The organism is Acinetobacter sp. 'aerobic (ED)' (genome assembly GCF_904886855.1).
GTDB classification, from domain to species: Bacteria; Pseudomonadota; Gammaproteobacteria; order Pseudomonadales; family Moraxellaceae; genus Acinetobacter; species Acinetobacter courvalinii.
In genome coordinates this window covers 543,764-565,551 of the sequence record NZ_CAJHGI010000001.1, presented here as the reverse complement: position 1 = coordinate 565,551, position 21,788 = coordinate 543,764, and the positions used below count along the sequence as shown (strand labels likewise).

At 40.2% G+C, this 21,788-nt stretch carries 25 protein-coding genes; 14 read left to right on the top strand and 11 right to left on the bottom strand.

Translation table 11 applies throughout. The features are described from left to right. Positions 1–101: 101 nt before the first annotated feature. From JO943_RS02700 to JO943_RS02680, 5 genes are all read left to right on the top strand, one after another. Entirely contained in the window at positions 102–1,121 is a 1,020-nt protein-coding gene (locus JO943_RS02700; RefSeq protein WP_032872930.1) for an AraC family transcriptional regulator, read from the top strand. 118 nt (positions 1,122–1,239) lie between these two features. Continuing rightward, positions 1,240–2,385 (top strand): cell division protein ZapE, encoded by a 1,146-nt coding sequence (zapE, locus tag JO943_RS02695; RefSeq protein ID WP_199948356.1) that lies wholly within the window; start codon positions 1,240–1,242, stop codon positions 2,383–2,385. 290 nt (positions 2,386–2,675) lie between these two features. Further along, positions 2,676–4,838 carry a malate synthase G gene (locus tag JO943_RS02690; protein WP_202739912.1) on the top strand — a complete coding sequence of 721 codons (2,163 nt, stop codon included), beginning with the start codon at positions 2,676–2,678 and terminating at the stop codon, positions 4,836–4,838. A 181-nt stretch (positions 4,839–5,019) separates the two neighbouring features. Next, on the top strand, positions 5,020–5,640 hold the full coding sequence (locus JO943_RS02685; protein ID WP_005230781.1) for a 2OG-Fe(II) oxygenase: 621 nt from the start codon (positions 5,020–5,022) through the stop codon (positions 5,638–5,640). 78 nt (positions 5,641–5,718) lie between these two features. Continuing rightward, the gene (locus JO943_RS02680; protein ID WP_005230780.1) at positions 5,719–6,384 is read left to right on the top strand and encodes an SOS response-associated peptidase; all 666 of its coding nucleotides are present in this window, start codon (positions 5,719–5,721) and stop codon (positions 6,382–6,384) included. 50 nt (positions 6,385–6,434) lie between these two features. Here JO943_RS02680 and JO943_RS02675 read toward each other — a convergent pair whose 3' ends face one another. Together JO943_RS02675 and JO943_RS02670 are read right to left on the bottom strand one after the other, a co-directional pair. Further along, positions 6,435–6,899 (bottom strand): MarR family winged helix-turn-helix transcriptional regulator, encoded by a 465-nt coding sequence (locus JO943_RS02675; RefSeq protein ID WP_005230779.1) that lies wholly within the window; start codon positions 6,897–6,899, stop codon positions 6,435–6,437. Positions 6,900–7,539: 640 nt separating this feature from the next. After that, on the bottom strand, positions 7,540–8,397 hold the full coding sequence (locus tag JO943_RS02670) for an alpha/beta fold hydrolase (RefSeq protein ID WP_202739911.1): 858 nt from the start codon (positions 8,395–8,397) through the stop codon (positions 7,540–7,542). A gap of 134 nt (positions 8,398–8,531) precedes the next feature. Between JO943_RS02670 and JO943_RS02665 the strand changes: the two genes are divergently transcribed. Continuing rightward, positions 8,532–8,987 carry a hypothetical protein gene (locus JO943_RS02665; RefSeq protein WP_202739910.1) on the top strand — a complete coding sequence of 152 codons (456 nt, stop codon included), beginning with the start codon at positions 8,532–8,534 and terminating at the stop codon, positions 8,985–8,987. 12 nt (positions 8,988–8,999) lie between these two features. Here the strand turns inward: JO943_RS02665 and JO943_RS02660 are convergent, their stop codons facing one another. Next, the gene (locus JO943_RS02660; RefSeq protein WP_005230776.1) at positions 9,000–9,260 is read right to left on the bottom strand and encodes a hypothetical protein; all 261 of its coding nucleotides are present in this window, start codon (positions 9,258–9,260) and stop codon (positions 9,000–9,002) included. 422 nt (positions 9,261–9,682) lie between these two features. After that, positions 9,683–10,984: a branched-chain amino acid transport system II carrier protein gene (brnQ, locus tag JO943_RS02655; RefSeq protein ID WP_005286189.1), complete on the bottom strand. Its 1,302-nt coding sequence runs from the start codon at positions 10,982–10,984 to the stop codon at positions 9,683–9,685. Between the two features lie 358 nt (positions 10,985–11,342). On the opposite strand from brnQ, the gene map reads away from it, so the two are divergent. Continuing rightward, positions 11,343–12,137, top strand: coding sequence for a type I methionyl aminopeptidase (gene map, locus JO943_RS02650; RefSeq protein ID WP_005286186.1), 795 nt, complete (start codon positions 11,343–11,345; stop codon positions 12,135–12,137). A gap of 31 nt (positions 12,138–12,168) precedes the next feature. Here map and JO943_RS02645 read toward each other — a convergent pair whose 3' ends face one another. Both JO943_RS02645 and JO943_RS02640 read right to left on the bottom strand, forming a co-directional pair. Continuing rightward, positions 12,169–13,089 (bottom strand): LysR family transcriptional regulator, encoded by a 921-nt coding sequence (locus JO943_RS02645; protein WP_005230772.1) that lies wholly within the window; start codon positions 13,087–13,089, stop codon positions 12,169–12,171. 55 nt (positions 13,090–13,144) lie between these two features. After that, positions 13,145–13,573 (bottom strand): hypothetical protein, encoded by a 429-nt coding sequence (locus tag JO943_RS02640; RefSeq protein ID WP_005230771.1) that lies wholly within the window; start codon positions 13,571–13,573, stop codon positions 13,145–13,147. An 88-nt stretch (positions 13,574–13,661) separates the two neighbouring features. On the opposite strand from JO943_RS02640, the gene JO943_RS02635 reads away from it, so the two are divergent. Further along, a complete protein-coding gene (locus JO943_RS02635) occupies positions 13,662–13,985 on the top strand; it encodes a hypothetical protein (protein ID WP_032869449.1) in 324 nt (107 codons plus the stop codon). Positions 13,986–14,036: 51 nt separating this feature from the next. On the opposite strand, the gene grxD is transcribed toward JO943_RS02635, so the two are convergent. Next, entirely contained in the window at positions 14,037–14,378 is a 342-nt protein-coding gene (gene grxD, locus JO943_RS02630; RefSeq protein ID WP_004772459.1) for a Grx4 family monothiol glutaredoxin, read from the bottom strand. A gap of 164 nt (positions 14,379–14,542) precedes the next feature. Between grxD and JO943_RS02625 the strand changes: the two genes are divergently transcribed. Further along, positions 14,543–15,757, top strand: coding sequence for an aspartate aminotransferase family protein (locus JO943_RS02625; RefSeq protein WP_202739909.1), 1,215 nt, complete (start codon positions 14,543–14,545; stop codon positions 15,755–15,757). Between the two features lie 60 nt (positions 15,758–15,817). Here the strand turns inward: JO943_RS02625 and JO943_RS02620 are convergent, their stop codons facing one another. From JO943_RS02620 to JO943_RS02610, 3 genes are all read right to left on the bottom strand, one after another. After that, positions 15,818–16,249, bottom strand: coding sequence for a CBS domain-containing protein (locus JO943_RS02620; protein WP_005230768.1), 432 nt, complete (start codon positions 16,247–16,249; stop codon positions 15,818–15,820). Between the two features lie 138 nt (positions 16,250–16,387). Beyond that, complete coding sequence (locus JO943_RS02615) at positions 16,388–16,765, bottom strand: DUF2750 domain-containing protein (RefSeq protein WP_009512710.1); 378 nt, start codon at positions 16,763–16,765, stop codon at positions 16,388–16,390. 335 nt (positions 16,766–17,100) lie between these two features. Beyond that, a complete protein-coding gene (locus JO943_RS02610) occupies positions 17,101–17,334 on the bottom strand; it encodes a hypothetical protein (protein ID WP_005230766.1) in 234 nt (77 codons plus the stop codon). Positions 17,335–17,560: 226 nt separating this feature from the next. Between JO943_RS02610 and JO943_RS02605 the strand changes: the two genes are divergently transcribed. From JO943_RS02605 to JO943_RS02585, 5 genes are all read left to right on the top strand, one after another. Next, on the top strand, positions 17,561–17,920 hold the full coding sequence (locus tag JO943_RS02605) for a hypothetical protein (RefSeq protein ID WP_005286172.1): 360 nt from the start codon (positions 17,561–17,563) through the stop codon (positions 17,918–17,920). 113 nt (positions 17,921–18,033) lie between these two features. Then, a complete protein-coding gene (locus tag JO943_RS02600) occupies positions 18,034–18,363 on the top strand; it encodes a hypothetical protein (RefSeq protein ID WP_202739908.1) in 330 nt (109 codons plus the stop codon). A gap of 116 nt (positions 18,364–18,479) precedes the next feature. Then, complete coding sequence (gene ftsY, locus JO943_RS02595; RefSeq protein WP_202739907.1) at positions 18,480–19,595, top strand: signal recognition particle-docking protein FtsY; 1,116 nt, start codon at positions 18,480–18,482, stop codon at positions 19,593–19,595. A 103-nt stretch (positions 19,596–19,698) separates the two neighbouring features. Further along, positions 19,699–20,289: a tetratricopeptide repeat protein gene (locus JO943_RS02590; RefSeq protein ID WP_202739906.1), complete on the top strand. Its 591-nt coding sequence runs from the start codon at positions 19,699–19,701 to the stop codon at positions 20,287–20,289. 132 nt (positions 20,290–20,421) lie between these two features. Next, the gene (locus JO943_RS02585) at positions 20,422–21,018 is read left to right on the top strand and encodes a nitroreductase family protein (RefSeq protein ID WP_202739905.1); all 597 of its coding nucleotides are present in this window, start codon (positions 20,422–20,424) and stop codon (positions 21,016–21,018) included. Between the two features lie 209 nt (positions 21,019–21,227). Here JO943_RS02585 and JO943_RS02580 read toward each other — a convergent pair whose 3' ends face one another. Next, positions 21,228–21,716: a pyridoxamine 5'-phosphate oxidase family protein gene (locus JO943_RS02580; protein WP_005230754.1), complete on the bottom strand. Its 489-nt coding sequence runs from the start codon at positions 21,714–21,716 to the stop codon at positions 21,228–21,230. Between the last annotated feature and the right edge of the window lie 72 nt (positions 21,717–21,788).

The following is a 21,788-nucleotide window of genomic DNA, read 5'->3' as shown; positions in this document are numbered from 1 at the left end:
TAAATATGATTGTACCGACGTAAAACTTGACCATTTCGGCAATTCATTTGCTCAGCTTTTTATAGTAAAACATTAAAGTTTTGAGAACTGCATTAGGAACTATGAAGAGATCTATCCTCGGATTGATGTATTTGATTCAGGGCATGCGTCATGTCGGCATTGATGTGGATGCACGTTTAGCCAATATGGGTATACACGCCGATGCCTTAGATCCAGCTTCGATTATTCCTGATGAGATCGAATGGGATATCCTGCAACATATTAGTCAGGATATTTCACCTGAACAAGGTCTGTTCATCGGGCAGCATTATGCGCTGGCCGGTTATGGACCATTCCTGATGCTGTTGGTCACCAGTGAAACTCTCCATAAGGCATTGTTGAATGGTGTGCAGTTTCAGCAATTAACCCATTTGTTTGGTTCTTTACATCTCGAAATTAAAGAAGATTTTATTTATTTGTTCTATCAGCCGGTTGACCTGAATACACATTTAGGGCAGTTGCGAGCGCAATGCGAAATTTCAGGGACCTATAAGTTCTTACAAGATATTTTTAAAATGATGGGGCTGGAGATTCCGAATATCCGGATCGAATTGCCATTTACCCGTCCGAAAGACTTAAATTTGCTTGCAGCGTATCAGGATTATTATGGGCAGGATGTCAAATTTGGATGCAGAGAGGCTGCCTTCATATTAGAAAATACCCAAATACTTAACATTAAAATCCCATCTGCTGATGTATTGACCTATCGCATTTATGAAGAAAAATGCCTAGCGGATATTCAAAATCTAGAAAAAAGTGCCAGTCTGAAATTGACCGTGGTGGAGTATGTGAAGGATTATCTGGAAATGCAAAACGGTGTCATTCCGACGATGGCGGAAACGGCCTGTGCCTTGCATATTCCTGAGCGCACGTTAAGACATCAATTGCAGCAAATGCAGACCAGCTATAAGGAAATTCGTGAAAAGCTGATTCAACAGAAGGCGATAAAATTCATCGAAAATAGCTCATATTCGATTGAACAGGTGGCCGAAATGTTAGGTTATTCTGAACCGGCAGCGTTTAATCATGCCTTTAAAAGATGGTTTGGACTGAGTCCAAGACAATATAACCGCCATCATTAAATGATTAAAAATGGTACATTATGATGTTTAAACTCCATGATAATTAAGCCTAAAATCTAATGTCATTGAACAGAATGTTCGATATAATTTTCACCAATTAAAATTGCAATAACACCTTATGTCAAATTCTAAACCAGACTCACATAGCACTGCATTTATCCCAACGTCACCTGCTGAGCGTTATACTCAAGCACTTGAGTCAGGACAATTCATGCCAGATGAAGCACAAGCTCAGGCTGTGCGAGAGTTAGACCGAGTATGGAAAGAGTTACTCACCCGTTATAAGGCTTCCAAGAAGGCGTTTCGACGTTTCCGTCGTCAAACCTATCCGAAAGGCGTTTATATGTGGGGTGGTGTAGGTCGTGGCAAAACGTGGCTGATGGATCAGTTTTATGAATCTGTTCCATTCCGCCGTAAAATGCGTATGCACTTCCATCACTTTATGCAACATGTCCACAAAGAGTTGAATAAGCTTGCAGGTCAACGCAATCCTTTAGATTTGGTTGCAGATCAGATTTATAAAGATGCTGTTGTAATTTGCTTTGACGAATTTTTCGTATCGAACGTTACTGATGCAATGATCCTGAGCGATTTATTCCAGAAGCTATTTGAACGTGGCATTACGCTGGTTGCAACTTCAAATATTGCACCAGATGGCTTGTATAAGAACGGGATTCATCGTGACCGATTCTTGCCAACCATTGAGCTGGTCAAGAAAAACTGCATAGTCTTAAACGTAGATGCCGGTGTGGATTATCGTTTACGCGTCTTGAAACAAGCGCAACTGTTCAAGTATCCATTAACCGATGATGCCCAAGCATGGTTATCAGGTCGTTTTAAAGCATTGACCCAGACGCAGGCACAATCTAATTCTCCAATCATGATCAATAATCGTGTAGTAGAGACTTTAGGTCATACTGAAGATGTATTGTGGTGTGAATTCTCGGAACTATGTTTTAAACCGCGTAGTCCGGCCGACTTTATTGAAATTGCCAACATTTACAACACCGTATTGGTGAGTAATGTTCCGCATTTGACTGATTTCCTGTCTGAAGGGACACGTCGTTTTATTTATCTGGTCGATGAATTCTATGACCGTGGCGTAAAACTGATTCTTACCTCTGAAGATTCAATCATTGATCTGTATGAAGGTGAGAAACTGGCATTTGAAATTGAACGGACGCGTTCACGTTTACTGGAAATGCAATCGGATGATTATCTGCATTCGGAGCATCGGCAGATTCAGGTCGCACAGACCTCATAAATCACAAAGGCATTCTTCGGAATGCCTTTTTTTATAAAGTTACGTGCATAACGCTTTATTCCTGATTGAATTTTGTTATAACTAGATAAGTTTGAAAAGGGAGTATGTTGCATAACTAAAAAGAAAAGTATCTGTATTTGATATTTTGATGAATATAAAAAATCTTGTTTGTCAATACGTCTAATAGGGAAAATGCTTACTATTTAGGAATGTGATATTACTATTCAGGCTAGTATAAATCAGTATACTAGAATTCTTGTTATAAAAAGTTAGCACCATCAGGAAAGACAATGACTGTACGTATTCAAAAAGGCAAGCTAGCGATTGCTAAAGAACTTTATGATTTCATCGAAAATGAAGCTTTACCAGGGACTGGTTTAGAGAGTGAAACTTACTGGAAAAACTTCGAGCAAGTCGTTGTCGACCTTAGCCCAAAGAACAAGGCATTATTGGCTAAGCGTGATGATCTTCAAGCGAAGATTGATGAATGGCATCGTAATAATAAATTTGAACTTAATGCTTATAAAGCATTCTTGACCGAAATCGGTTATCTGGTACCAGAAGTTGCAGACTTCAAAGTCAGCACTGAAAACGTAGATGAAGAAATTGCTTTACTTGCAGGCCCACAATTGGTTGTACCTGTACGTAATGCACGTTACTGCCTAAACGCAGCCAATGCGCGTTGGGGGTCGTTATATGATGCGCTTTACGGTACAGATGTCATCTCTGAAGAAGGTGGCGCAGAAAAAGGTAAGGGCTATAACCCGGTACGTGGTGACAAGGTTATCGCTTTTGCTAAGGACTTCTTAAACCAGACTTTCCCATTGGCACAAGGTTCACATGCAGATGCAACCCAATATGCGGTGGTCAACAACGCTTTGGCTGTGACTTTAAAAGATGGTTCAACCACTGCTTTGGCGCATCCATCTCAATTTGTTGGCTTTAATGGCGATGCTGCGGCTCCTGCAGAAATCGTATTATTAAATAATGGCTTGCACGTAATCATTGAGATTGATGCAAATAGCCCAGTAGGTAAAACTGATGCTGCGGGTGTCAAAGACTTAACCCTTGAAGCTGCTGTAACTACGATTCAGGATTTGGAAGACTCGGTTGCTGCGGTCGATGCAGAAGAGAAAGTTGAAGGCTACCGTAACTGGTTAGGCTTGATGAAAGGTGACTTGCAAGAGTCAATCGAGAAAAATGGTAAAACTATTACCCGTGCCTTAAATAAAGACCGTACCGTTCAAAACCTGATTGGTGGTACAACCACTTTACATGGTCGTTCATTGATGTTGCTCCGTAATGTTGGACATTTGATGACAAACCCTGCGATCCTTGTAGATGGCGAGGAAGTGTTTGAAGGCATCATGGATGCACTAATCACGCCGTTACTTACCGTTGCGGATATTCGTGGTCAAAACGAGAATAAAAACTCTCGTAAAGGCTCAATGTATATTGTTAAGCCTAAAATGCATGGTCCAGAAGAAGTTGCGTTTGCCGTTGAATTGTTTGAACTTGCTGAACAAGCGATTGGTTTACCAGAAAAATCGCTCAAAATCGGGATCATGGACGAAGAGCGCCGTACCTCTGTCAACCTGAAGAACTGTATTGCTGCTGCAAAAGACCGTACTATCTTCATCAACACGGGCTTTATGGACCGTACGGGTGATGAAATCCATACCTCTATGGAAGCTGCACCAGTGGTTCGTAAAGAAGCAGTTAAAACACAAAAATGGATTGCTGCTTACGAAAACCGTAACGTTGCCATTGGTTTGGCATGCGGTTTACAAGGCAAAGCGCAAATTGGTAAAGGCATGTGGCCAAAACCAGACAGCATGAAAGATATGTTGGCGACTAAAACTGCGCATCCAAATGCAGGTGCATCGTGTGCATGGGTTCCATCTCCAACAGGTGCGGTACTTCATGCCTTGCATTATCACCAGATCAATGTAAAAGCACGCCAAGACGAATTGGCTGCTGAAAACATGTTGTCTTTAGATGACTTGTTAACACCGCCGTTTGCAGCAGAAACCAACTGGACTGCAGAAGAGTTAAACAACGAACTTGAAAATAACTGTCAAGGTATCTTGGGTTATGTGGTTCGCTGGGTCGATTTAGGTGTTGGCTGTTCTAAAGTGCCCGACATCAATAACGTTGGCTTGATGGAAGACCGTGCAACATTACGTATTTCATCTCAACACGTTGCAAACTGGTTGCGTCACGGTATCGTAACGCGTGAACAGGTTGAAGAAGTGCTTAAGCGCATGGCTGTGATTGTAGATCAGCAAAATGCCAATGATCCACTTTATACACCAATGGCACCTAACTTCGATGGTATTGCATTCCAGGCAGCGTCTGACCTGATCTTCAAAGGTGCAGAGCAGCCATCGGGTTATACAGAGCCATTACTCCACGCAGCGCGTTTAAAATTAAAAGGTTATACCGGTGATTAATTTCATCTGAATAAAGAAGCCTCTTCGGAGGCTTTTTTTATAGCTGCGATTCAGAAAAACGAGGTATCTGCTTGCTTTGTTTGGGTGAGGATCAAATATTGTTAAAAACAGGATTAAACAGATTAGCGCTGAAATATTTGTTATAATTAGTGCAGTTTGATCATTTAGCCGAATCATAGCGATGTCACAAATCCTAAAATTAGATGCTTTAAAACAGGCGCAGGTTTCAACTACGCCATATCCTTACTTTGTGGTGGAAAATTCAATTGTAGACAGCGAAGTGAAAGCTGTGATTCAGGATTTTCCAAAGATTGAACAAGGTGGAAGCTATAACATTGAAGATGTTGAAATTAAGCCTAATTTTGATCGTTTCTTAAAATCATTAGATACCAAAGAATTTCGCCAGATTTTAACTGAAAAATTTGATGTGGATGTGATGGAACATCCAATGATGATCACGTTACGTGGTTATTCACGTCAAAAAGATGGCCGGATTCACTCGGATTCAAAAACCAAACTGCTGACTATCCTGATTTATTTAAATGAATCTTGGGATGCGCCTACAGGCCGTCTACGTATCTTGAATGATGAAAAGAACATGGATGACTATGTGGCTGAGATTGATGCGGGTCCAGGTACATTAGTTGCCTTTAAAGTCACCGATAATGGCTGGCATGGCTATGTTCCTTATGAAGGACAGCGTCAATCAATCCAGATCAATTTTTTAACCAGCGATAAAGCCAATGCCAAGCACCGCTTTATTCATGGTTTAAGTGCAAAGATGAAAAAATTATTTGGATAAATTTTTCCATAAAAAGGGAGGTGAATAAACCTCCTTTTTTTAACTTTAAACTTTGCGAATTACACCCATATAACAGTCATGTGTGCCAATTTTAAACCCTTGACCATTGAGCAAGCGCTGCAGTTGGGCTTGCCTCCGATTCCATTTGAATATGTGGAAGAGGTCTATCCGAGCTATAAAACCCCGTTGCTATTTAAATCGGACCACGGCTATGAATGGCGTGAGGTATTATTTGGCTTGGTACCAAAATGGTCGGAAGATACCAATATTTCTAAGCATACCTATAATGCCCGACATGAAACACTGTTTCAAAAACCGAGTTTTCTGGAAGCTGCCTCCAAATGTAAGTTCGGCGTCATTCCAGTGACCGAGTTTTATGAAAGTAAGTATATTGACAATAAGCCGCAACGTTGGGCTGTCCGTCGCAAAGATGGAAAAGCTTTCTTTATCGCAGCGTTATATGAGATCCGCAAACTGAATGATCAGGTGATCCGTTCGGCTACCATGCTGACCATGGACGCCATAGACCACCCGATGATGAAGGATTTCCATGAACCGGGTGATGTTAAACGATCGGTCGTGGTGATTCCGCATGAGCGCTTAGATGAATGGTTAAGCTTAAAACAACCTCATCAGCTGTATGAGTTTATGCAAGGTTTTCCGGTGGAAGAGTTTGAATGTTTACATGTGCCAAAGGCAAAAATAGAAAAAGTCACACCACAATTAAATATGTTTGATTTTTAATTTTCAAATCAAAAAAAAGGCTTCCTGATGAAGCCTTTTTTATCATTGTATTAACGTGCGAGATTTTTAAACATATGTCGCAGGATTTCCATGGTCTTCTCGATTTGTAATGGTGTCAAACCATCAAAAGACTGTTCCAGGATTATCGCGGTCAGATCATTGATTTTGGTAATCATTTCCTGACCTTTTTCAGTCAGATGAACACGGGTAATACGTCCATCTTCCTTGCACGAATAAGTATCAATATAGCCCTCATCTTTGAGGCGATACACGATCTTGGTCGTGGTCGACATTTTTGAAATGACCATTTCGGAAAGTTCAGACACACTAGCATGAGGTTTGACGTGCAAGGCAATCAGAATACGGCGACGTGAATTGTCTAGACCATACTTTTTCAGTACATTATCGATGTTTTGGACATACTGAGCATTTACTTGAGAAATCCAGTAAAAAGGGAAGTCTTCCAGATTAAATGAATCGGCTGTAGGTAAAAAACGCGCATATTTTTTTGGCATTACTTATTTCCTATGCTTGCACAAGGAGCTAATCCAATTTAGCTCTAAGATTCCATGAAATGTCTACAATTTGCCTGTTAACAAAAATCCCTTTCGTGATTTTTTTAACATTCCATTTTTAACATCTTTGTCCGAAGATAATTTGTAAATTATCTTTGTTCTGAATAGAGAAGTCATCATAAAAGTCACATAAATCAGCTATTAAAGATGAACTATCCAGTCGTCTAACCCCTAACGGGATTCTACAGTTTTACAGCTGTGCTGGACTATAGAATATTTGTATTGTAGAAAAAAAATACGAATTTTGACGTGACATTTTTATAAAAATTTCTGTCTAAAATGTCATAAATATACAAAATCAATATATTTATAAAATAAATAAAGCTTAAATAAATAGCGAATACATAAGTTTGATTTGAACAATTGGTTAAAATATGACTTGTGGAATCTTTTTTAAAAGATGAATAAATACATTCTTTGTCACACTTTTCTCGTAAATTTATAAAAAGATGCTTACGGCAATCAGGTTGTGTTGTATTTTTTAGAAACAGCATACAAAAAAACGCACCTCAACAGGATTACAGGTTGAGATGCGCAAAGCAGAACAGGCAATGAACTTAAACCTTTTTAACGGTCCAGATTAAATCCGTAATTCACTTTCCAATATTGGCCAGATCTTTTGATGTGATTTCTTAAACATCAGCATGTGTCCAATCCGCTTATAACCAAGCTGTTGCGGATTCAGTTCAATTAATTTGGTCTGTGCATTCGGATATAAGCGAAGTAAATCTTTGACATTGCTGTGCGTGGCAATTTCATCATCGGTTGCCCAGAACGAGGTGATAGGGCATTGAATTTGCTGATGATAATCTTCAAAAATAGTTTTTCCTATGGCATTCATGACATAACCGGGCTTACTACAAAACTCAGCCCATTGTTTTGCGACATTTTTAGGCAGGTTTTCACCCATCCCGATAAATTGGGTTGCGCCATAACCTTTAACAAAGCTCGAAACCGGGAAAATGACATTGAACATCAGCGGTGCGAGTACCTTGGTTTTACCTTTGAGGCCTTTGACATGGCCTGTTGAGCCCGCAATTGCTAATACTTTGGCAACCTTGTGATAATTTGAAGCGATGCCAAGCAGTTGTCCTCCGGCACTATGGCCAACAATAATGACTTTTTCCGCTTGCGTGCGATTCAACAATGCCTCAATTGCAGCAGGAATGTCATAAATTCCCCAGTCATTAATGCTTGCTGTGGAGTCTTTTAATGCACCATGTAAGGATTCCCCAATTCCACGAAAATCAAAACTCAATACTGGATAACCTTGTTGATTCAACCATTGGGCAAATGCATGATAAAAATTTTTGGTGATACCAGTCGCTGGGCAGATTAGAATCGGGTAGGACTTACTGGAATTGAGTACTGGATAGAATTGAGCAGCAAGTTGATAACCGTCCTTGCAACTGATCCAGAAAGATTCAACGCTATTCATGGAAACGATACTCTGATGTATATAGGATTACTTTACATAAGTTCCAAAAAGAAACCCGTTTAAAAAATGACTTAAAAGTCAAACTTTATGTTATATAACCGTATAAAACAAAGTATAGGAAAACTGCAAAGAACATGTATGTATTAAATACAGCAACGCAATTGGCTATTGTATTCAGTGGGATTTTTCTTTGGGTGGGGATGGTAACCGGGGTTTGGAAATATTATCAGATCAGACAGTCTGAACTGGCCAGAGCACACTATTATGTGGATATCGCTCATCGGAGTAGTCTGCTATATGCATCTGCAAGCCTGATTTTAGCTGCACTTAGCTATTTCACGGTTTTATCTGATCAGCTTGTTTTATTCTGTGTTGTTGCAAACTTATTCTTTTTTGCGATGTCGATTTTGATTTATATCTTACATGGTGTATTAAAGGACACCACCAATCAGTTTAAGCAACCGCATAAAGTGGGGCGGTTGAATTTGCCAGCATGGTGCATGTCGTTGATGATGTTAAGTTTAATTATTGTCGAATTAGGCGCTACAACAGTGTTGTTATGGGGAACAATAGCGAAGTTTTTAAATTAAAAAAATGGATGATTACTCATCCATTCTCCCTAAAGAATTTTTTTGGCGTGCTACGCTTAACTGTCGAAACTTTCGATCGACGATCGCCCACATACAAAAGGCAACAGAGACAATCAATGCATATGCAAAATATTCAGGTTTTAAATTACCTTTAATTGTGCCTTGAAATAACAACGTAACCATTAAGGCGAGCGTTGTGGTTGCATATACTACTGTATCATTTGCCTTCAGAGCGTTAATGAAGACTTGCTTGTTGAAATGTATTGATAACATCTCCATCCCTCCTTGTTGTGACGACAAAACCATGCGTTTTTGTCTGAATTGTTTTTTAAGTTGTACTGGTATTTTCTGAGCATTTCAAGAGCAAAAAGGGGGATTTTGAAAATAAATTTTTGAATGTATTGATTTATAAAGGTTTAAAGTATTTTTTATATTAATTTATAGTATTTTTTAGTTAAATATTGGTCGATATTTTTACAATATGAAATATTTATAAGGGGTATATAAAGTGAGTGATATCACTTTATCGTAAAATATCTACTATCATCACATCAATGTAAATAAGTAATTTTTATGCTTGCCTGATCAAAAAAGAAAGATTTGTCGTAAACAAAAAATGAACATTGGATAAAAGAACATTTTTTGTATAGCTAAAATCATGTTTGGGTAAAACATCATTTTAACGACAAATCATTTTACTTTTTCTGAGCCATCGCTCGGTCAATCACAATCGCAATTACCAGAACAGCCAAGGATGGGAGTAACCATGCAAGGTTTTGTTCATTTAAAGGTAAGTGCTGAATAAATGCTGGAAGTTGTGCGGTAAAGCCGGCAGCTTTAATTGCTTCAACAATACCGAATAGGAACGCAATAGCGGTAACTGATCCAACCACAATAGAAGGATTATTCCAGCGCTTCCAGAAAAAGCTGAGCATGATCACAACAATTGCTGGCGGGTAAATGGCACTCAGTACAGGTACAGAGAAAGCAATCAGCTTGGTTAAACCTAGATTGGAAATTAATAACGAGAAGCCAGTCAGAATGAAAACAAGCAATTTATAAGATAAACCAGTTAATTCATTAAAATATTCTGCACAAGCACAGGTCAGGCCAATCGCAGTCACCATACACGCAAGGAAAATCAGACAGGTGAGGAAGTAAGAACCGTAATCACCAAATGCATGCTGTACATAAGCATGGAGGATGATGGCACCATTGGCTGCATCAGGCGCAACTTCGTGACTGCCTAAACCCAGTTTAAATAAGCTGATATAGACCAAGGTCAGTCCTACACCGGCAATCAAACTTGCAATAATGGCATATTTGGTAATGAGCTTGGTATCTGTGACACCGCGAGATTGAATCGCCTGAATAATCACAATACCGAATACCAAAGCACCCAAGGTATCCATGGTGAGATAACCACTGACGAAACCTTCAGATACTGGGCTGCTGACATAGTTATTCACTGCAGGTGAAATCAGACCGGTTGGAATAGCAAAAGCGGCAATCCCTAAAATAGCGAGGGCAATGATTTTTAAAGGTGCCAGCACATGGCCTACAGTATCAAGCAGTTTGTTGGGATACAGCGAAACTGCAGTCACAAAAGCAAAATAAACAATACTATAGATAAAAAGGCTGCTACCTGAAGTACCAAAATAAGGTGCAAAGCCAATTTCATAAGAAACGGTAGCTGTGCGAGGTGTCGCGAATAGCGGTCCTACAGTCAGGTAGCAAGCAATGGTAAGCAGTAAGCTAAAGAAACGGCCAAGCGGCGAACTGATGATTTCGATCGAGCCTTTCATGCGAGATAAAGCCATGATCGTAATCACAGGTAAACCAACTGCAGTAATTAAGAAACCGAAAGCGGCCAGCCAGACATGTTCACCAGCCTGCTGCGCAACGATAGGAGGAAAGATAATATTGCCTGCGCCAATAAATAACGCAAAGGTCATAAACCCTAAAGCAATGATATCTCCTGTACGAAGTTGATTCATAAAGAGGGAGGCATAAAATAAAAGTGCAAATTTTAGAATAAAAAAGCGTTCTTTTGAAACTAATTTATGTGAAAATTGTCTGTTTTTTGACTAAAAAGAAATTATGAAAATCATATAATTAGCTGTGGTAAAGCTAATGCATTGAAAAGGTTTTTAAAACTCAGAAAATAAAAAGTGCTGATGTCTTTTCTCAATCAGCACAATCGAAATTAAATGTAAAATAAAAGTACGCTTTTAGTCTTAAAAAGATTGAAGATTTCTATGCAAGGGCGTACAACTATTGAAATACTTTATGCAGCCCTCATATCTTTTGCTTGCATGTGAAATTAATCTGATAGATGAATAAGGAAAATCTCGAATGAGAGCTTCTACTGTGACCATTAAAACTGAACAAGATCTTGAGAAATTAAGAATCTCAGGTCGTTTGGCGGCACAAGTGTTAGAAATGATCGGTGCGTATATTAAACCGGGTGTTTCAACTGAATATTTAGATGATATCTGCAATGATTATATCGTGAATACCTTGCAGGTGATTCCGGCCAACGTTGGCTATCACGGTTTTACCAAGACGACCTGTATTTCTGTGAATGAAGAAGTATGTCATGCGATTCCTTCTGCCAAAAAGATTTTGCAAGACGGTGACATCTTGAATATCGATGTTGCCGTGATTAAAGATGGCTATTTCGGTGATACCAGCCGCATGTATTTTGTCGGCCAACCAAGCGCTGAGGCCAAGAAACTGGTCGAAACCACTTATGCAGCCATGTTGGCAGGCATCCATACCGTCAAACCGGGTGCAACATTGGGGGATATTGGGCATGCAATCCAGACCGTTGCCCAGAATGCCGGCTATAGCATTGTTCGTGAATATTGTGGGCATGGTATCGGTCGTATATATCATGAACAGCCCAATATTTTGCATTACGGACAAAAGGGCCAAGGTATGGTCCTGAAAAAGGGCATGGTCTTTACTATTGAACCGATGGTTAATGCAGGCAAACCTCATGTCAAAGAGCTAAACGATGGCTGGACAGTGGTCACCAAAGATAAGTCACTGTCGGCGCAATGGGAACATATGGTTGCGGTAACGGATGATGGTTTTGAATTACTTACCCCATGGCCGGAAGGTACAGGGCATTATCCTGCCGTTTAATTATTATTGTGATGTCGAAAAGGCTCGGAAATCAACCGGGCCTTTTCTTTGTTGAGCATTGGGTGAGTTGCTCAACCAGATAGTCAATAAAGACACGTACAGCAGGTAACAAGCCACGACGGGATGGATAGACGGCATGGAAAATACCATGTGGAGCGGTCCACTCTGGTAGTACGGTCACCAGCTGTCCTGTTTTAACAAAGTCTTGTGCAATACTGTCCGGTAATAAGGCAATTCCACAATTTTGTGTTGCCAGCTCGGCCAGCATCAAAAGATTCGAGCCCATAATGACCGGGTTGACCTTAATCTTTTTCTGCTGCTGATCCGGACCTGTTAATAGAAATTGCTGGTCAAGATGATCTTCAGCCATGCTGATAATTCGATGTTCAGGGAGCTGTTCTGGTGTAGTGAGATTGCCAAATTCATTTAAATAGGCCTGGCTGGCAAAAAGCCGTTGTTCAATCGCTTCAAATTGTCTGAGCACCAGATTCGGATCATCGTCCAGTTTAGAGCGCACCCGTAAGGCCAGATCAATACCTTCATTAATCACGTCTACACGGCGATTGCTCACCATCATCTGAACACGTACTTCAGGATATTTTTTCAAGAAAGCTGGCAGGATTTTTGCCATCTGGTTCTGGGCAATGTCGACCGGTACACTGACTTTGATCACACCACGCGGCTGGCTACTTAAATGATTGACCACATCATGCGCTGCTTGCGCCGCATTCATCATGACTTGTGCATGGCGGTATACATCCATGCCGATATCGGTCACGGCGAAATGACGCGAACTACGCTGAATCAGACGTACGCCAAGTTGCTCTTCGAGGTTGTATACCCGACGACTGAGTTTAGATTTAGGAATATCGGTTGCACGTTCTGCTGCACTAAAACCGCCGTGTTCAACCACCAGCGCAAAGCAATAAAAATCATCTAAATCCGTTAGCATTACGCTATAAACTCCAGCTTATTGTGTTCAGGTTAAAACAGTATAAATGTAATTATTAAACATTTTGGGATAATAAGATATCTCGAACCTGTTGATATTGTTTCAATCGTTCAAAATCTTTCATTGTCGGAGACTGAATCCGTGATAAGTCCATATTGTCGGTGAGATCAGCCAGTTTCACAATACGTGCAATCGGATTCTGTACCGTGCGCTGCGCAGCCTGTATACGGGATTCGCCCTGCTGTTTTGTCAGGGCAACAATCGCTTCGATCAGATGCATGGGAAAACCAAGCGCATATAGCTCATCCGTCGTGGTGGCGGTATCCTCTAGAATATCATGCAAAACCGCAACGATTTTGTGCTCTATATCCGGCATGTTGAGCATCACTCTCAAGGGATGCAGAATGTAGGGGGCATCGGCTTTGTCCATTTGGCCTGCATGCCGTTCTGCTGCAAGTGAAATCGCCCGTTCAAGTGTTGCCATGATTGAAATCCTCTCATTCAAAGTATAGACGATAGATTCAGGCATCATATTCTTTTAAACTGGATCAAATTTTTGATGCTTTATTATTATGTCCTATCAACTTATTCATATTGCCGATGCAACTCAAAATATTACCTGTCCGTTTTGTCAGCATGCTGTTTTAGATTGGGAACAGGAACAGTATATCCAACCCTGTGAACATACCTTATTTATGGCCATGGACTTAGGCTTTGAATTTATCGCCGATCGTTTCGACGAGGTTTTGTCACAATCGGTTGATGAAATTCATGAAGATCCGAATATGAATATTTTCGCCACGGTGAGTCAGGCAAATTATCCTGAAATGAAAATTTTTAAAGCCGATTTGGGGGTAGAAGGTATGTTCCGCTATGTAGGCTTTAGTCAAAACTAAACAACTCCCAATAAAAAAGCCAATCATGTGATTGGCTTTTTGCTTTACAGCTTATGCTTCAGGCGCTGGGCTGTACTGTTCAACCAATGGCTTTAACTCACCATTCTGGAACATTTCAAGCATAATATCGCTACCGCCAATCAACTCGCCATTGACCCAAAGTTGTGGGAAAGTAGGCCAGTTTGCAATTTGCGGCAAAGTTGCACGAATATCTTGATTTTCCAAGATATTTACGTAGGCAAATGGACGACCAATTTGGCTAAGTGCTTCTACTGCACGAGCAGAAAAACCACATTGCGGGAATTGTGGAGTGCCTTTCATGTAAAGTAAAACAGGGTGTTTCGCAATTTGATCACGAATTAACGCTACTGTATCACGCGCTTGTTCCGTCATAGATAGGATCCTCTACTAATCTTTCTGCATTATACCTAAAAAAAAGCGTGGCGGAGGATTGCAAAAGATTTTTCTTGTATAAAAGTGACTTTAAGCTTTCAATCTATGCAAGTTTTTGCTTATATAACTTTTTCCACTACAACTACTGATAGATTGAGTTTGTTATGACTAATATCACTCTTGCTCCCGTGCAACCTGATCAACCCACACATCTTATGGCGACCTATGGTCGTCAGGCGATCAGCTTTGTACGAGGGCGAGGGGCGCATTTATATACCGCAGATGGAACCGAGTATTTAGATGCATTAACCGGGATTGCGGTATGTGGATTAGGGCATGCCCATCCGGTAATTGCTGAGGCGATCGCTGAACAGGCTGCAACTCTGGTTCACACCAGTAATTTATTTGAAATTCCCTGGCAAACTGCGGCAGCACAAAAACTGGCTGAAGTTTCTGGAATGCAGGAAATCTTCTTCTCCAATAGTGGGGCGGAATCCAATGAAGGCGCAATTAAAATTGCGCGTAAGTTCGGATCGCAACAAGGGATTGCCAATCCTAAAATTTTAGTGGCAGAACAATCTTTCCATGGCCGTACACTTGCAACCTTATCTGCAACAGGTAACAAGAAAGTACAGGAAGGTTTTGCTCCCTTGGTAGATGGCTTTGTTCGTGTGCCATTTGGTGATGTTGAAGCAATTCAGGAAGCAGCCATTCATCATCCTGACATTGTGGCAATCCTGATCGAACCCATTCAAGGCGAAGGTGGGGTAAATACTGCACCACAAGGTTTTAGCTACCTGGAAGAGGTACGTGCTTTATGTAATCAACACAACTGGTTGATGATGCTAGATGAGATACAGACAGGGAATGGCCGTACCGGTAAATATTTTGCCTATCAGCATACCAATATCATTCCTGATGTCATGACCACGGCAAAAGGTTTGGGGAATGGCTTTCCTGTAGGTGCTGTGATGACCCAAGGTAAAGCGGTAGGCTTGCTTGGTGCAGGCAGTCATGGTTCAACCTATGGCGGTACGGTATTGGGATCACGTGTGGTTTACACGGTGCTGGATACACTGGAAAAAGAGAATGCTGTTGAAAATGCGGCAACCGTAGGGGCGTATATTGTTGATCAGTTAAGAGCGCAATTGGCGGATCATCATGTTCAGGTGCGTGGTTTCGGCATGATGATCGGGATCCAATTGCCAAAAGACTGTGCCGAGCTGGTTGCCATTGCACGTGATCAATATCAGTTGATTATTAATGTGACTGCGGGTTCTGTGGTGCGTTTACTACCACCTTTGAATATGACCCAAGCACAAGCAGATGAATTGCTTAAACGTCTGGTACCTGCCATCCAGAATTTTCTCAACGCTTAAATAGCTAATATTCATAAAAAAAGGGCAATTCATTTGCCCTTTTTTTATGTTTGATTAAAATCAACCGGAAATATATTGTTGTAACTGTTCAATCAGAATACGTTGGTCGTCCATCGCTGCTTTTACCAGATCTCCAATCGAGATAAAGCCCACCAGCTTTTCCTGATCCAGTACTGGCAGATGACGTAAGTGTCGATCGGTCATGAGTTGTAAACATTCTTCTACGGTATGATTCAGGCTGACCGAGATCACTTTTGAAGTCATAATATCTGCAACAGGCGTATTATTGGAAGAACGTTCCATCAGGGCAATTTTGCGGGTGTAGTCACGTTCGGAAAAAATGCCAACGACTTTTTCATCTTCAGCAACAACCAAGGCACCAACACCTTTCTCGGCCATGATCTTAATTGCTTCAAGTACAGTCGCATTGGGTGAAATTGTAAAAATGGATTGTACTGCTTTATTCTTGATGACTTGAGCAACGATTGTCATTGTTTATCCACCTGTGTTGTATTGTCGTTTTCATTTAACTTAACGGTATTTTTTTTAATTGCAAAGCGCTAATTTCATTCCAATGATAACTTTTGCGCATAAATGTTCAAAAAGTCATCATTGGGCTGCAGGTATGTTTTAAGCAGGTATGACCGCTTCGCGTGGCATAAAAAAGAAATGCTGCATCTGCTGGGTTGACAGCTTAAATTTGCGGTGTGATGAGTTGAATAATGCAGGTTCAACCTGTAAACGGGTTAAGGTGGGAAGCAAGGACTCATGAAAGTCCTTGGGGGTAATTTTCCGTGGCGTGTAGTGTTTCCAGTTGGCCTTGGCATAACGATGGGCTTGAACCCCGTTGAGCCAGAAAGGGAAGACATGACCGTCCTGATCTGATTTGATTGCCCAACCTTGATGGTAAAGGCCCCAAAGTGCACCACAGTACATCATTGTTTTTAGAATTGAAATTTTAATCATCAACTCTCGTGAAACCGGCTGAAAATGGTTAAAGCGATACATGTTATTGAACTAATATTCTTAAACTTATGGCTCATTATAAGAAATCTAGATGTCATTTATGTTTAACAATTGACTAAAATCGTAAGCAAATATTGTAGTTGCTTAGATAATTGATTGGTAAGTTCTTTGAATTTGTAAGCTAAGGCGTTGGATAAAATAGAGTTATTGTGTTTTTATTGAACAGGAAATTTAATCTGGGTAGCTCAATGTTTTAATGCAGTACCAATGGATAAGTAGAGATCATTTTACACATTATAATTTAACAGGCATTAAAAAAAACGCCACCTGAGCAAATCAAAGCGATAAAAGCTTTGATATAGCGCAAGGACGTTTCTTTAAGCTTGAAGGGTTGCCATCTTCTGCCAATACTGGGCTTTTAAGGAATCTCGTTCTACTCGGAAGCCTTGATAATACAATTCTGCTAAAAATAGTGCCGCTTTGCCGTGGCCTGCTTTAGCAACTTCCTCAAGCTCTTTTACTGCATCTTGGAAGTTTTTTTGCGATTGAATTGTATTGACCGCATTTGCATATAGATGCTCTAGTTCATGGTGTGTAACATGTTGAATCATATAATAACTCCTTATTTTAATTATGATTACCGCAAATTCTATCCAAAGTTATACTACTTCGAATTTAAGCTACTTTAACTTAGAATTATTAAAGTAATATGACAAATTGATGGAATTGTCAAATATATTCAGCAATTTTGCGTAAATAAAAGCTTACACGATTAAACATTTACCACAAATAATTTTAAGTAGAATCAAAGTGAGAATAAGAGAAAAGGAGAATAACATGTCAAATGTCATTGATGGTGTGAATGTTGATGTTCCACCATTAGAAAGTCAGATCATTGCGCTAGCACATCATCACCGTAAATTACTGGATGAAGCGATCTTTCATCAGGAAATTCATTTAGGTGACTACTGTCTGGCACAACGTAAACGTGTGTATGACTTTGCCAGCCATTTAAGCCCTGAGCAGAAAGACCGTTTTTATAAAATTTATGATGGAGAGCTGAGGAATATTGCTGACGATGACGATTTACATCCCGCTGATGCAGAAAGTGGAGTGGGCATGTTTGCGATTTTCATTGTCTTGGTGATGATAGCATTTATCCTGTACTTTGCTTTTGTACGTTCGCTGGTCAGTTAATCACCGCTAAAGTTATTTGCACGTTCAATAGGTTGTGGAATTGTGACTTATTGAACGTGGTACTTGTCCTAAGCGAATCAGAGACATACACTACCTCTAATTCGAGGTAGGTTATGTTGTCTATACTTTCTAAACATAAATTGATGCAATCCAGAGTAGGATTCAAACTCGACCAATTTTATAATATTTTGGTCGCTATTATTATTTTGTCCATTTTTATACTTGCGTATAACGCATTATTACGTCCAGTCGGTTCATTGCAATATCAGCAAGTGGTGCAGTTTGCTCATCAGGCCAGCCATCCGCGGACCCAGCATATGGCCATTGAGGTGTTAGAGCAGACTCCCATTCGCCGTATTAATTATTTAAAATTATTAAATGCTTATCAATTTGAATCGAACCGGATTAAACAATATCCAGCGATGGCAAAAGAAGATGAGTGAGTTTTAATCGACTCATTTCCATTATAAATGAATGCATTGCCTTATTCGGGAAAAGGATAGCAATTTATGCTAGACTGGCCCCATTTTAAAAGCTGCTTTACTTTCAAGGAATCGACATGCAACAGCAATCGAATATGCAAAATAAATTCTTGATAAATGCTGATATCGGCGATGATGATGTCACCTTACCAAGTTTACCTGCTGTCGATGTTCCCATTATAGAGCCTGCAGTACGAAAGCCAGTAGAGCCAGCTGTTACTGCTGTGGTAGAACCTGTTGCGCCAGTGGTTGAAGAAGAAGCCAAATCAACAGGTTTCTTTGGTCGTATGAAAGATGGGTTGACCAAAACCCGCCGTAGTTTTACGGATGGTATGGTCAACATTCTGATTGGCGGTAAAGAAATTGATGATGAGCTCTTGGAAGAAGTTGAAGAGCAGCTTTTAGTGGCAGATATTGGTGTGGATGCAACCAAAACCATTATTGCGAATCTGACTGAACGTACTGCGCGTGGAGATTTAATCTATTCACATGCTTTATATAAGGCGCTGCAGGAAGAATTGGTTGCTTTATTGGCGCCACGTGTTAAACCGCTACATATTGATCCGAATAAATCACCGTATGTGATTTTGATGGTGGGTGTAAATGGCGTAGGCAAAACCACAACCATCGGTAAACTGGCCAAGCGTTTACAAGGTGAAGGCAAGAAAGTCATGCTGGCTGCGGGTGATACCTTCCGTGCAGCCGCAACAGAACAATTGCAAATCTGGGGTGAGCGTAATGACATTCCAGTCGTTGCACAGGGCCATGGGGCTGACAGTGCGTCGGTGATCTTTGATGCATTTGAAAGTGCACGCGCCAAAGGCATTGATGTCTTGATTGCAGATACCGCTGGACGTCTGCAAAACAAAGCCAACCTGATGGAAGAGTTGAAAAAAGTAAAACGTGTCATGCAAAAGATCGATGCAACTGCACCGCATGAAATCATGCTGATTGTAGATGCGGGCACCGGTCAAAATGCGATTAATCAGGTACAGCTGTTTGACGAGGCTGTTGGCTTAACCGGTATCACCATTACCAAACTGGATGGCACAGCAAAAGGTGGCGTCTTGTTCAATATTGCAAGTCGTACTCATGTGCCGATTCGCTATATTGGTGTAGGTGAGAAGATTGACGATTTACGTCCATTCTCAGCAAAATCATTCGTTGCTGCTTTATTTGAAACAGATAAATAAATCGTTTTTTTATATGTAATAGAAGCCGAGTTTTCGGCTTTTATTTTGTTTAAAAATAAGCTTTTAAAAAAATATATGAATAATTTAAAAAAGAGCCTTTAACATGAATTTTTTGTTAAAACCTTTAGCCTTTATTATGTTAACCAGTCTCTTAGGCACAAGTCCGGTATTGGCCTTAGGCGATACTGATGCCATAAACACACTCACCCAATATGCTGAACAAGGTGATAGTGAGGCACAATATTCTTTAGCGATGATGTATGCGAATGGCGATGGAGTGGAACAAGATAATGCTAAAGCAGTACATTGGTATCTTATGGCTGCAGATCAAGGAAATGTAAACGCTCAGAATAATTTAGCCTGGATGTATGAAAATGGCAAAGGGATCGCACAGGATCATAAAAAGGCTTTTGAGTGGTATCAACGTGCAGCCTATCAAGGAGATAGTAATGCGCAATATAATCTGGGGGTGATGTATGCGCATGGGCGAGGTGTGCAGAAGGATAATAATAAAGCCCATCAATGGTATTTTAAGGCAGCCGAACAGGGAGATCTGGATGCACAGCATTATTTAAGGATGTCTTATTTACTTAAGCAACTCGATCAAGCAGGACAGAAGAAATACAAAATGATTTCAAAAGACTGGGTGATTCCTGTGGTTGAGGCAGAAGAAGCGAGCGCAGAAGCGGATTAATGCAAGAGGATTTTAATTGTTTCAAAAATAAAACGATCTGTCATGTTTTTTAGACTATTCCTAAAAAATATGTCGTTATACACTACATTCAATCCAAGATAACGCCCCAGGGCACAAGGTAGGAATAACAACATGAGCAACTTCTTAAATAGTATTAAATCACGTCGTACAATTTATGCAATTGGTAAAAACCTGACTGTAGACCAAGCCACAATTGAAGAAACGATCCGTGAAGCTGTAAAACAAAGCCCATCATCATTTAACTCACAAACTTCTCGTGTTGTGAATTTATATGGTGAATCTCATACTAAGTTCTGGGAAATCGTACGTGAAACATTACGTAAAATGGTTCCAGCAGAAGCTTTCGCCAATACAAGTGCGAAAATTGATAGCTTTGCAGCAGGCTTTGGTACAGCGTTATTCTATGAAGACCAAGATGTTGTGAAAGGTTTACAAGAACAATTTGCGTTATATGCAGATAACTTCCCGGTATGGTCAGAACATTCAAGTGCGATTGCACAGTTTGCCACTTGGACTGCTTTATCTGAAATTGGTGTTGGTGCGTCATTACAACATTACAATCCAATTATTGATGCTGAAGTTGCAGAAACATTTGATATTCCTGCGAACTGGAAATTACGCGCTCAGTTGGTATTCGGTTCTATCGAAGCTGCTGCGGGTGAAAAAACATATATGGATGATGCAGCACGTTTCAAAACTTTTAACTAGGTAAAGACTGCGCAGTAAAAAGAGCACCTTGAGTGCTCTTTTTTTGTTTGCATAAAATATGCAGATTGCATTTATCCTGTATATCCCAATGGATAGCCTAGACATCATTTTTACGTGAAGTAAGAGGTCTAACAGTTAAAATGAAGGACAGGACGTTACCTGCTGAATGCATGACTAAATGAAGCTTGTCTTGAATAAACACAATCAATTTACAGGGAAATGCTTTTGGTTGTGCCCAATTGTTCCGATTCACCTGTGACCGAAGCTTTAGCCAGCTTAAAAAGGGTCGCTATCTTACCTGAACCTTTCCAGTATTGGGCTCCATTACAGTTCACACGAAGCAGTTGAATGTCAGGATCGGTTTTACCCTGTTCAAAGAATGCCTCATAAGCCGAAGACCATATTTCATCCAGCTTTGCAGGGTCATTTACACACTCAGCCACACCATTAATTGAGACATAGTCATTATTTGATATATTGCTATAGCCTAAATTGACTTGATTGTTTTGAGGAATACTTTTTACAAGCTCAGAACTTTTAGAGCCTAAAAACCAGACCACTCCATCAAAATCAGTATCCTGTGTGGTCATTGGTGCTGAATGCAAATGACCTTTTTCAGAAATAAACGTGATCATGGCAAATTTAATACCTTTAAGTAGCTGATTTAATTCTTGATATTCACTATTCAGGTTGTTCATGACGAAATTCTCCTAAAGTTTGTTTTTCCAATATCACTGAAAATAAAAGTGTTAAGGGTTTCGGTTTGTGCG

Coding starts and splice junctions, on each gene's coding strand:
- JO943_RS02590 (WP_202739906.1), top strand. CDS start 19,699: ATGAATTTTTTGTTAAAACCTTTAGCCTTTATTATGTTAACCAGTCTC.
- JO943_RS02645 (WP_005230772.1), bottom strand. CDS start 13,089: ATGCTAACGGATTTAGATGATTTTTATTGCTTTGCGCTGGTGGTTGAA.
- JO943_RS02700 (WP_032872930.1), top strand. CDS start 102: ATGAAGAGATCTATCCTCGGATTGATGTATTTGATTCAGGGCATGCGT.
- JO943_RS02600 (WP_202739908.1), top strand. CDS start 18,034: ATGTTGTCTATACTTTCTAAACATAAATTGATGCAATCCAGAGTAGGA.
- JO943_RS02685 (WP_005230781.1), top strand. CDS start 5,020: ATGTCACAAATCCTAAAATTAGATGCTTTAAAACAGGCGCAGGTTTCA.
- JO943_RS02580 (WP_005230754.1), bottom strand. CDS start 21,716: ATGAACAACCTGAATAGTGAATATCAAGAATTAAATCAGCTACTTAAA.
- JO943_RS02620 (WP_005230768.1), bottom strand. CDS start 16,249: ATGACAATCGTTGCTCAAGTCATCAAGAATAAAGCAGTACAATCCATT.
- JO943_RS02660 (WP_005230776.1), bottom strand. CDS start 9,260: ATGTTATCAATACATTTCAACAAGCAAGTCTTCATTAACGCTCTGAAG.
- JO943_RS02640 (WP_005230771.1), bottom strand. CDS start 13,573: ATGGCAACACTTGAACGGGCGATTTCACTTGCAGCAGAACGGCATGCA.
- JO943_RS02610 (WP_005230766.1), bottom strand. CDS start 17,334: ATGATTCAACATGTTACACACCATGAACTAGAGCATCTATATGCAAAT.
- JO943_RS02635 (WP_032869449.1), top strand. CDS start 13,662: ATGTCCTATCAACTTATTCATATTGCCGATGCAACTCAAAATATTACC.
- brnQ (WP_005286189.1), bottom strand. CDS start 10,984: ATGAATCAACTTCGTACAGGAGATATCATTGCTTTAGGGTTTATGACC.
- JO943_RS02585 (WP_202739905.1), top strand. CDS start 20,422: ATGAGCAACTTCTTAAATAGTATTAAATCACGTCGTACAATTTATGCA.
- map (WP_005286186.1), top strand. CDS start 11,343: ATGAGAGCTTCTACTGTGACCATTAAAACTGAACAAGATCTTGAGAAA.
- JO943_RS02665 (WP_202739910.1), top strand. CDS start 8,532: ATGTATGTATTAAATACAGCAACGCAATTGGCTATTGTATTCAGTGGG.
- JO943_RS02615 (WP_009512710.1), bottom strand. CDS start 16,765: ATGTATCGCTTTAACCATTTTCAGCCGGTTTCACGAGAGTTGATGATT.
- JO943_RS02675 (WP_005230779.1), bottom strand. CDS start 6,899: ATGCCAAAAAAATATGCGCGTTTTTTACCTACAGCCGATTCATTTAAT.
- JO943_RS02605 (WP_005286172.1), top strand. CDS start 17,561: ATGTCAAATGTCATTGATGGTGTGAATGTTGATGTTCCACCATTAGAA.
- JO943_RS02690 (WP_202739912.1), top strand. CDS start 2,676: ATGACTGTACGTATTCAAAAAGGCAAGCTAGCGATTGCTAAAGAACTT.
- JO943_RS02670 (WP_202739911.1), bottom strand. CDS start 8,397: ATGAATAGCGTTGAATCTTTCTGGATCAGTTGCAAGGACGGTTATCAA.
- zapE (WP_199948356.1), top strand. CDS start 1,240: ATGTCAAATTCTAAACCAGACTCACATAGCACTGCATTTATCCCAACG.
- JO943_RS02680 (WP_005230780.1), top strand. CDS start 5,719: ATGTGTGCCAATTTTAAACCCTTGACCATTGAGCAAGCGCTGCAGTTG.
- grxD (WP_004772459.1), bottom strand. CDS start 14,378: ATGACGGAACAAGCGCGTGATACAGTAGCGTTAATTCGTGATCAAATT.
- ftsY (WP_202739907.1), top strand. CDS start 18,480: ATGCAACAGCAATCGAATATGCAAAATAAATTCTTGATAAATGCTGAT.
- JO943_RS02625 (WP_202739909.1), top strand. CDS start 14,543: ATGACTAATATCACTCTTGCTCCCGTGCAACCTGATCAACCCACACAT.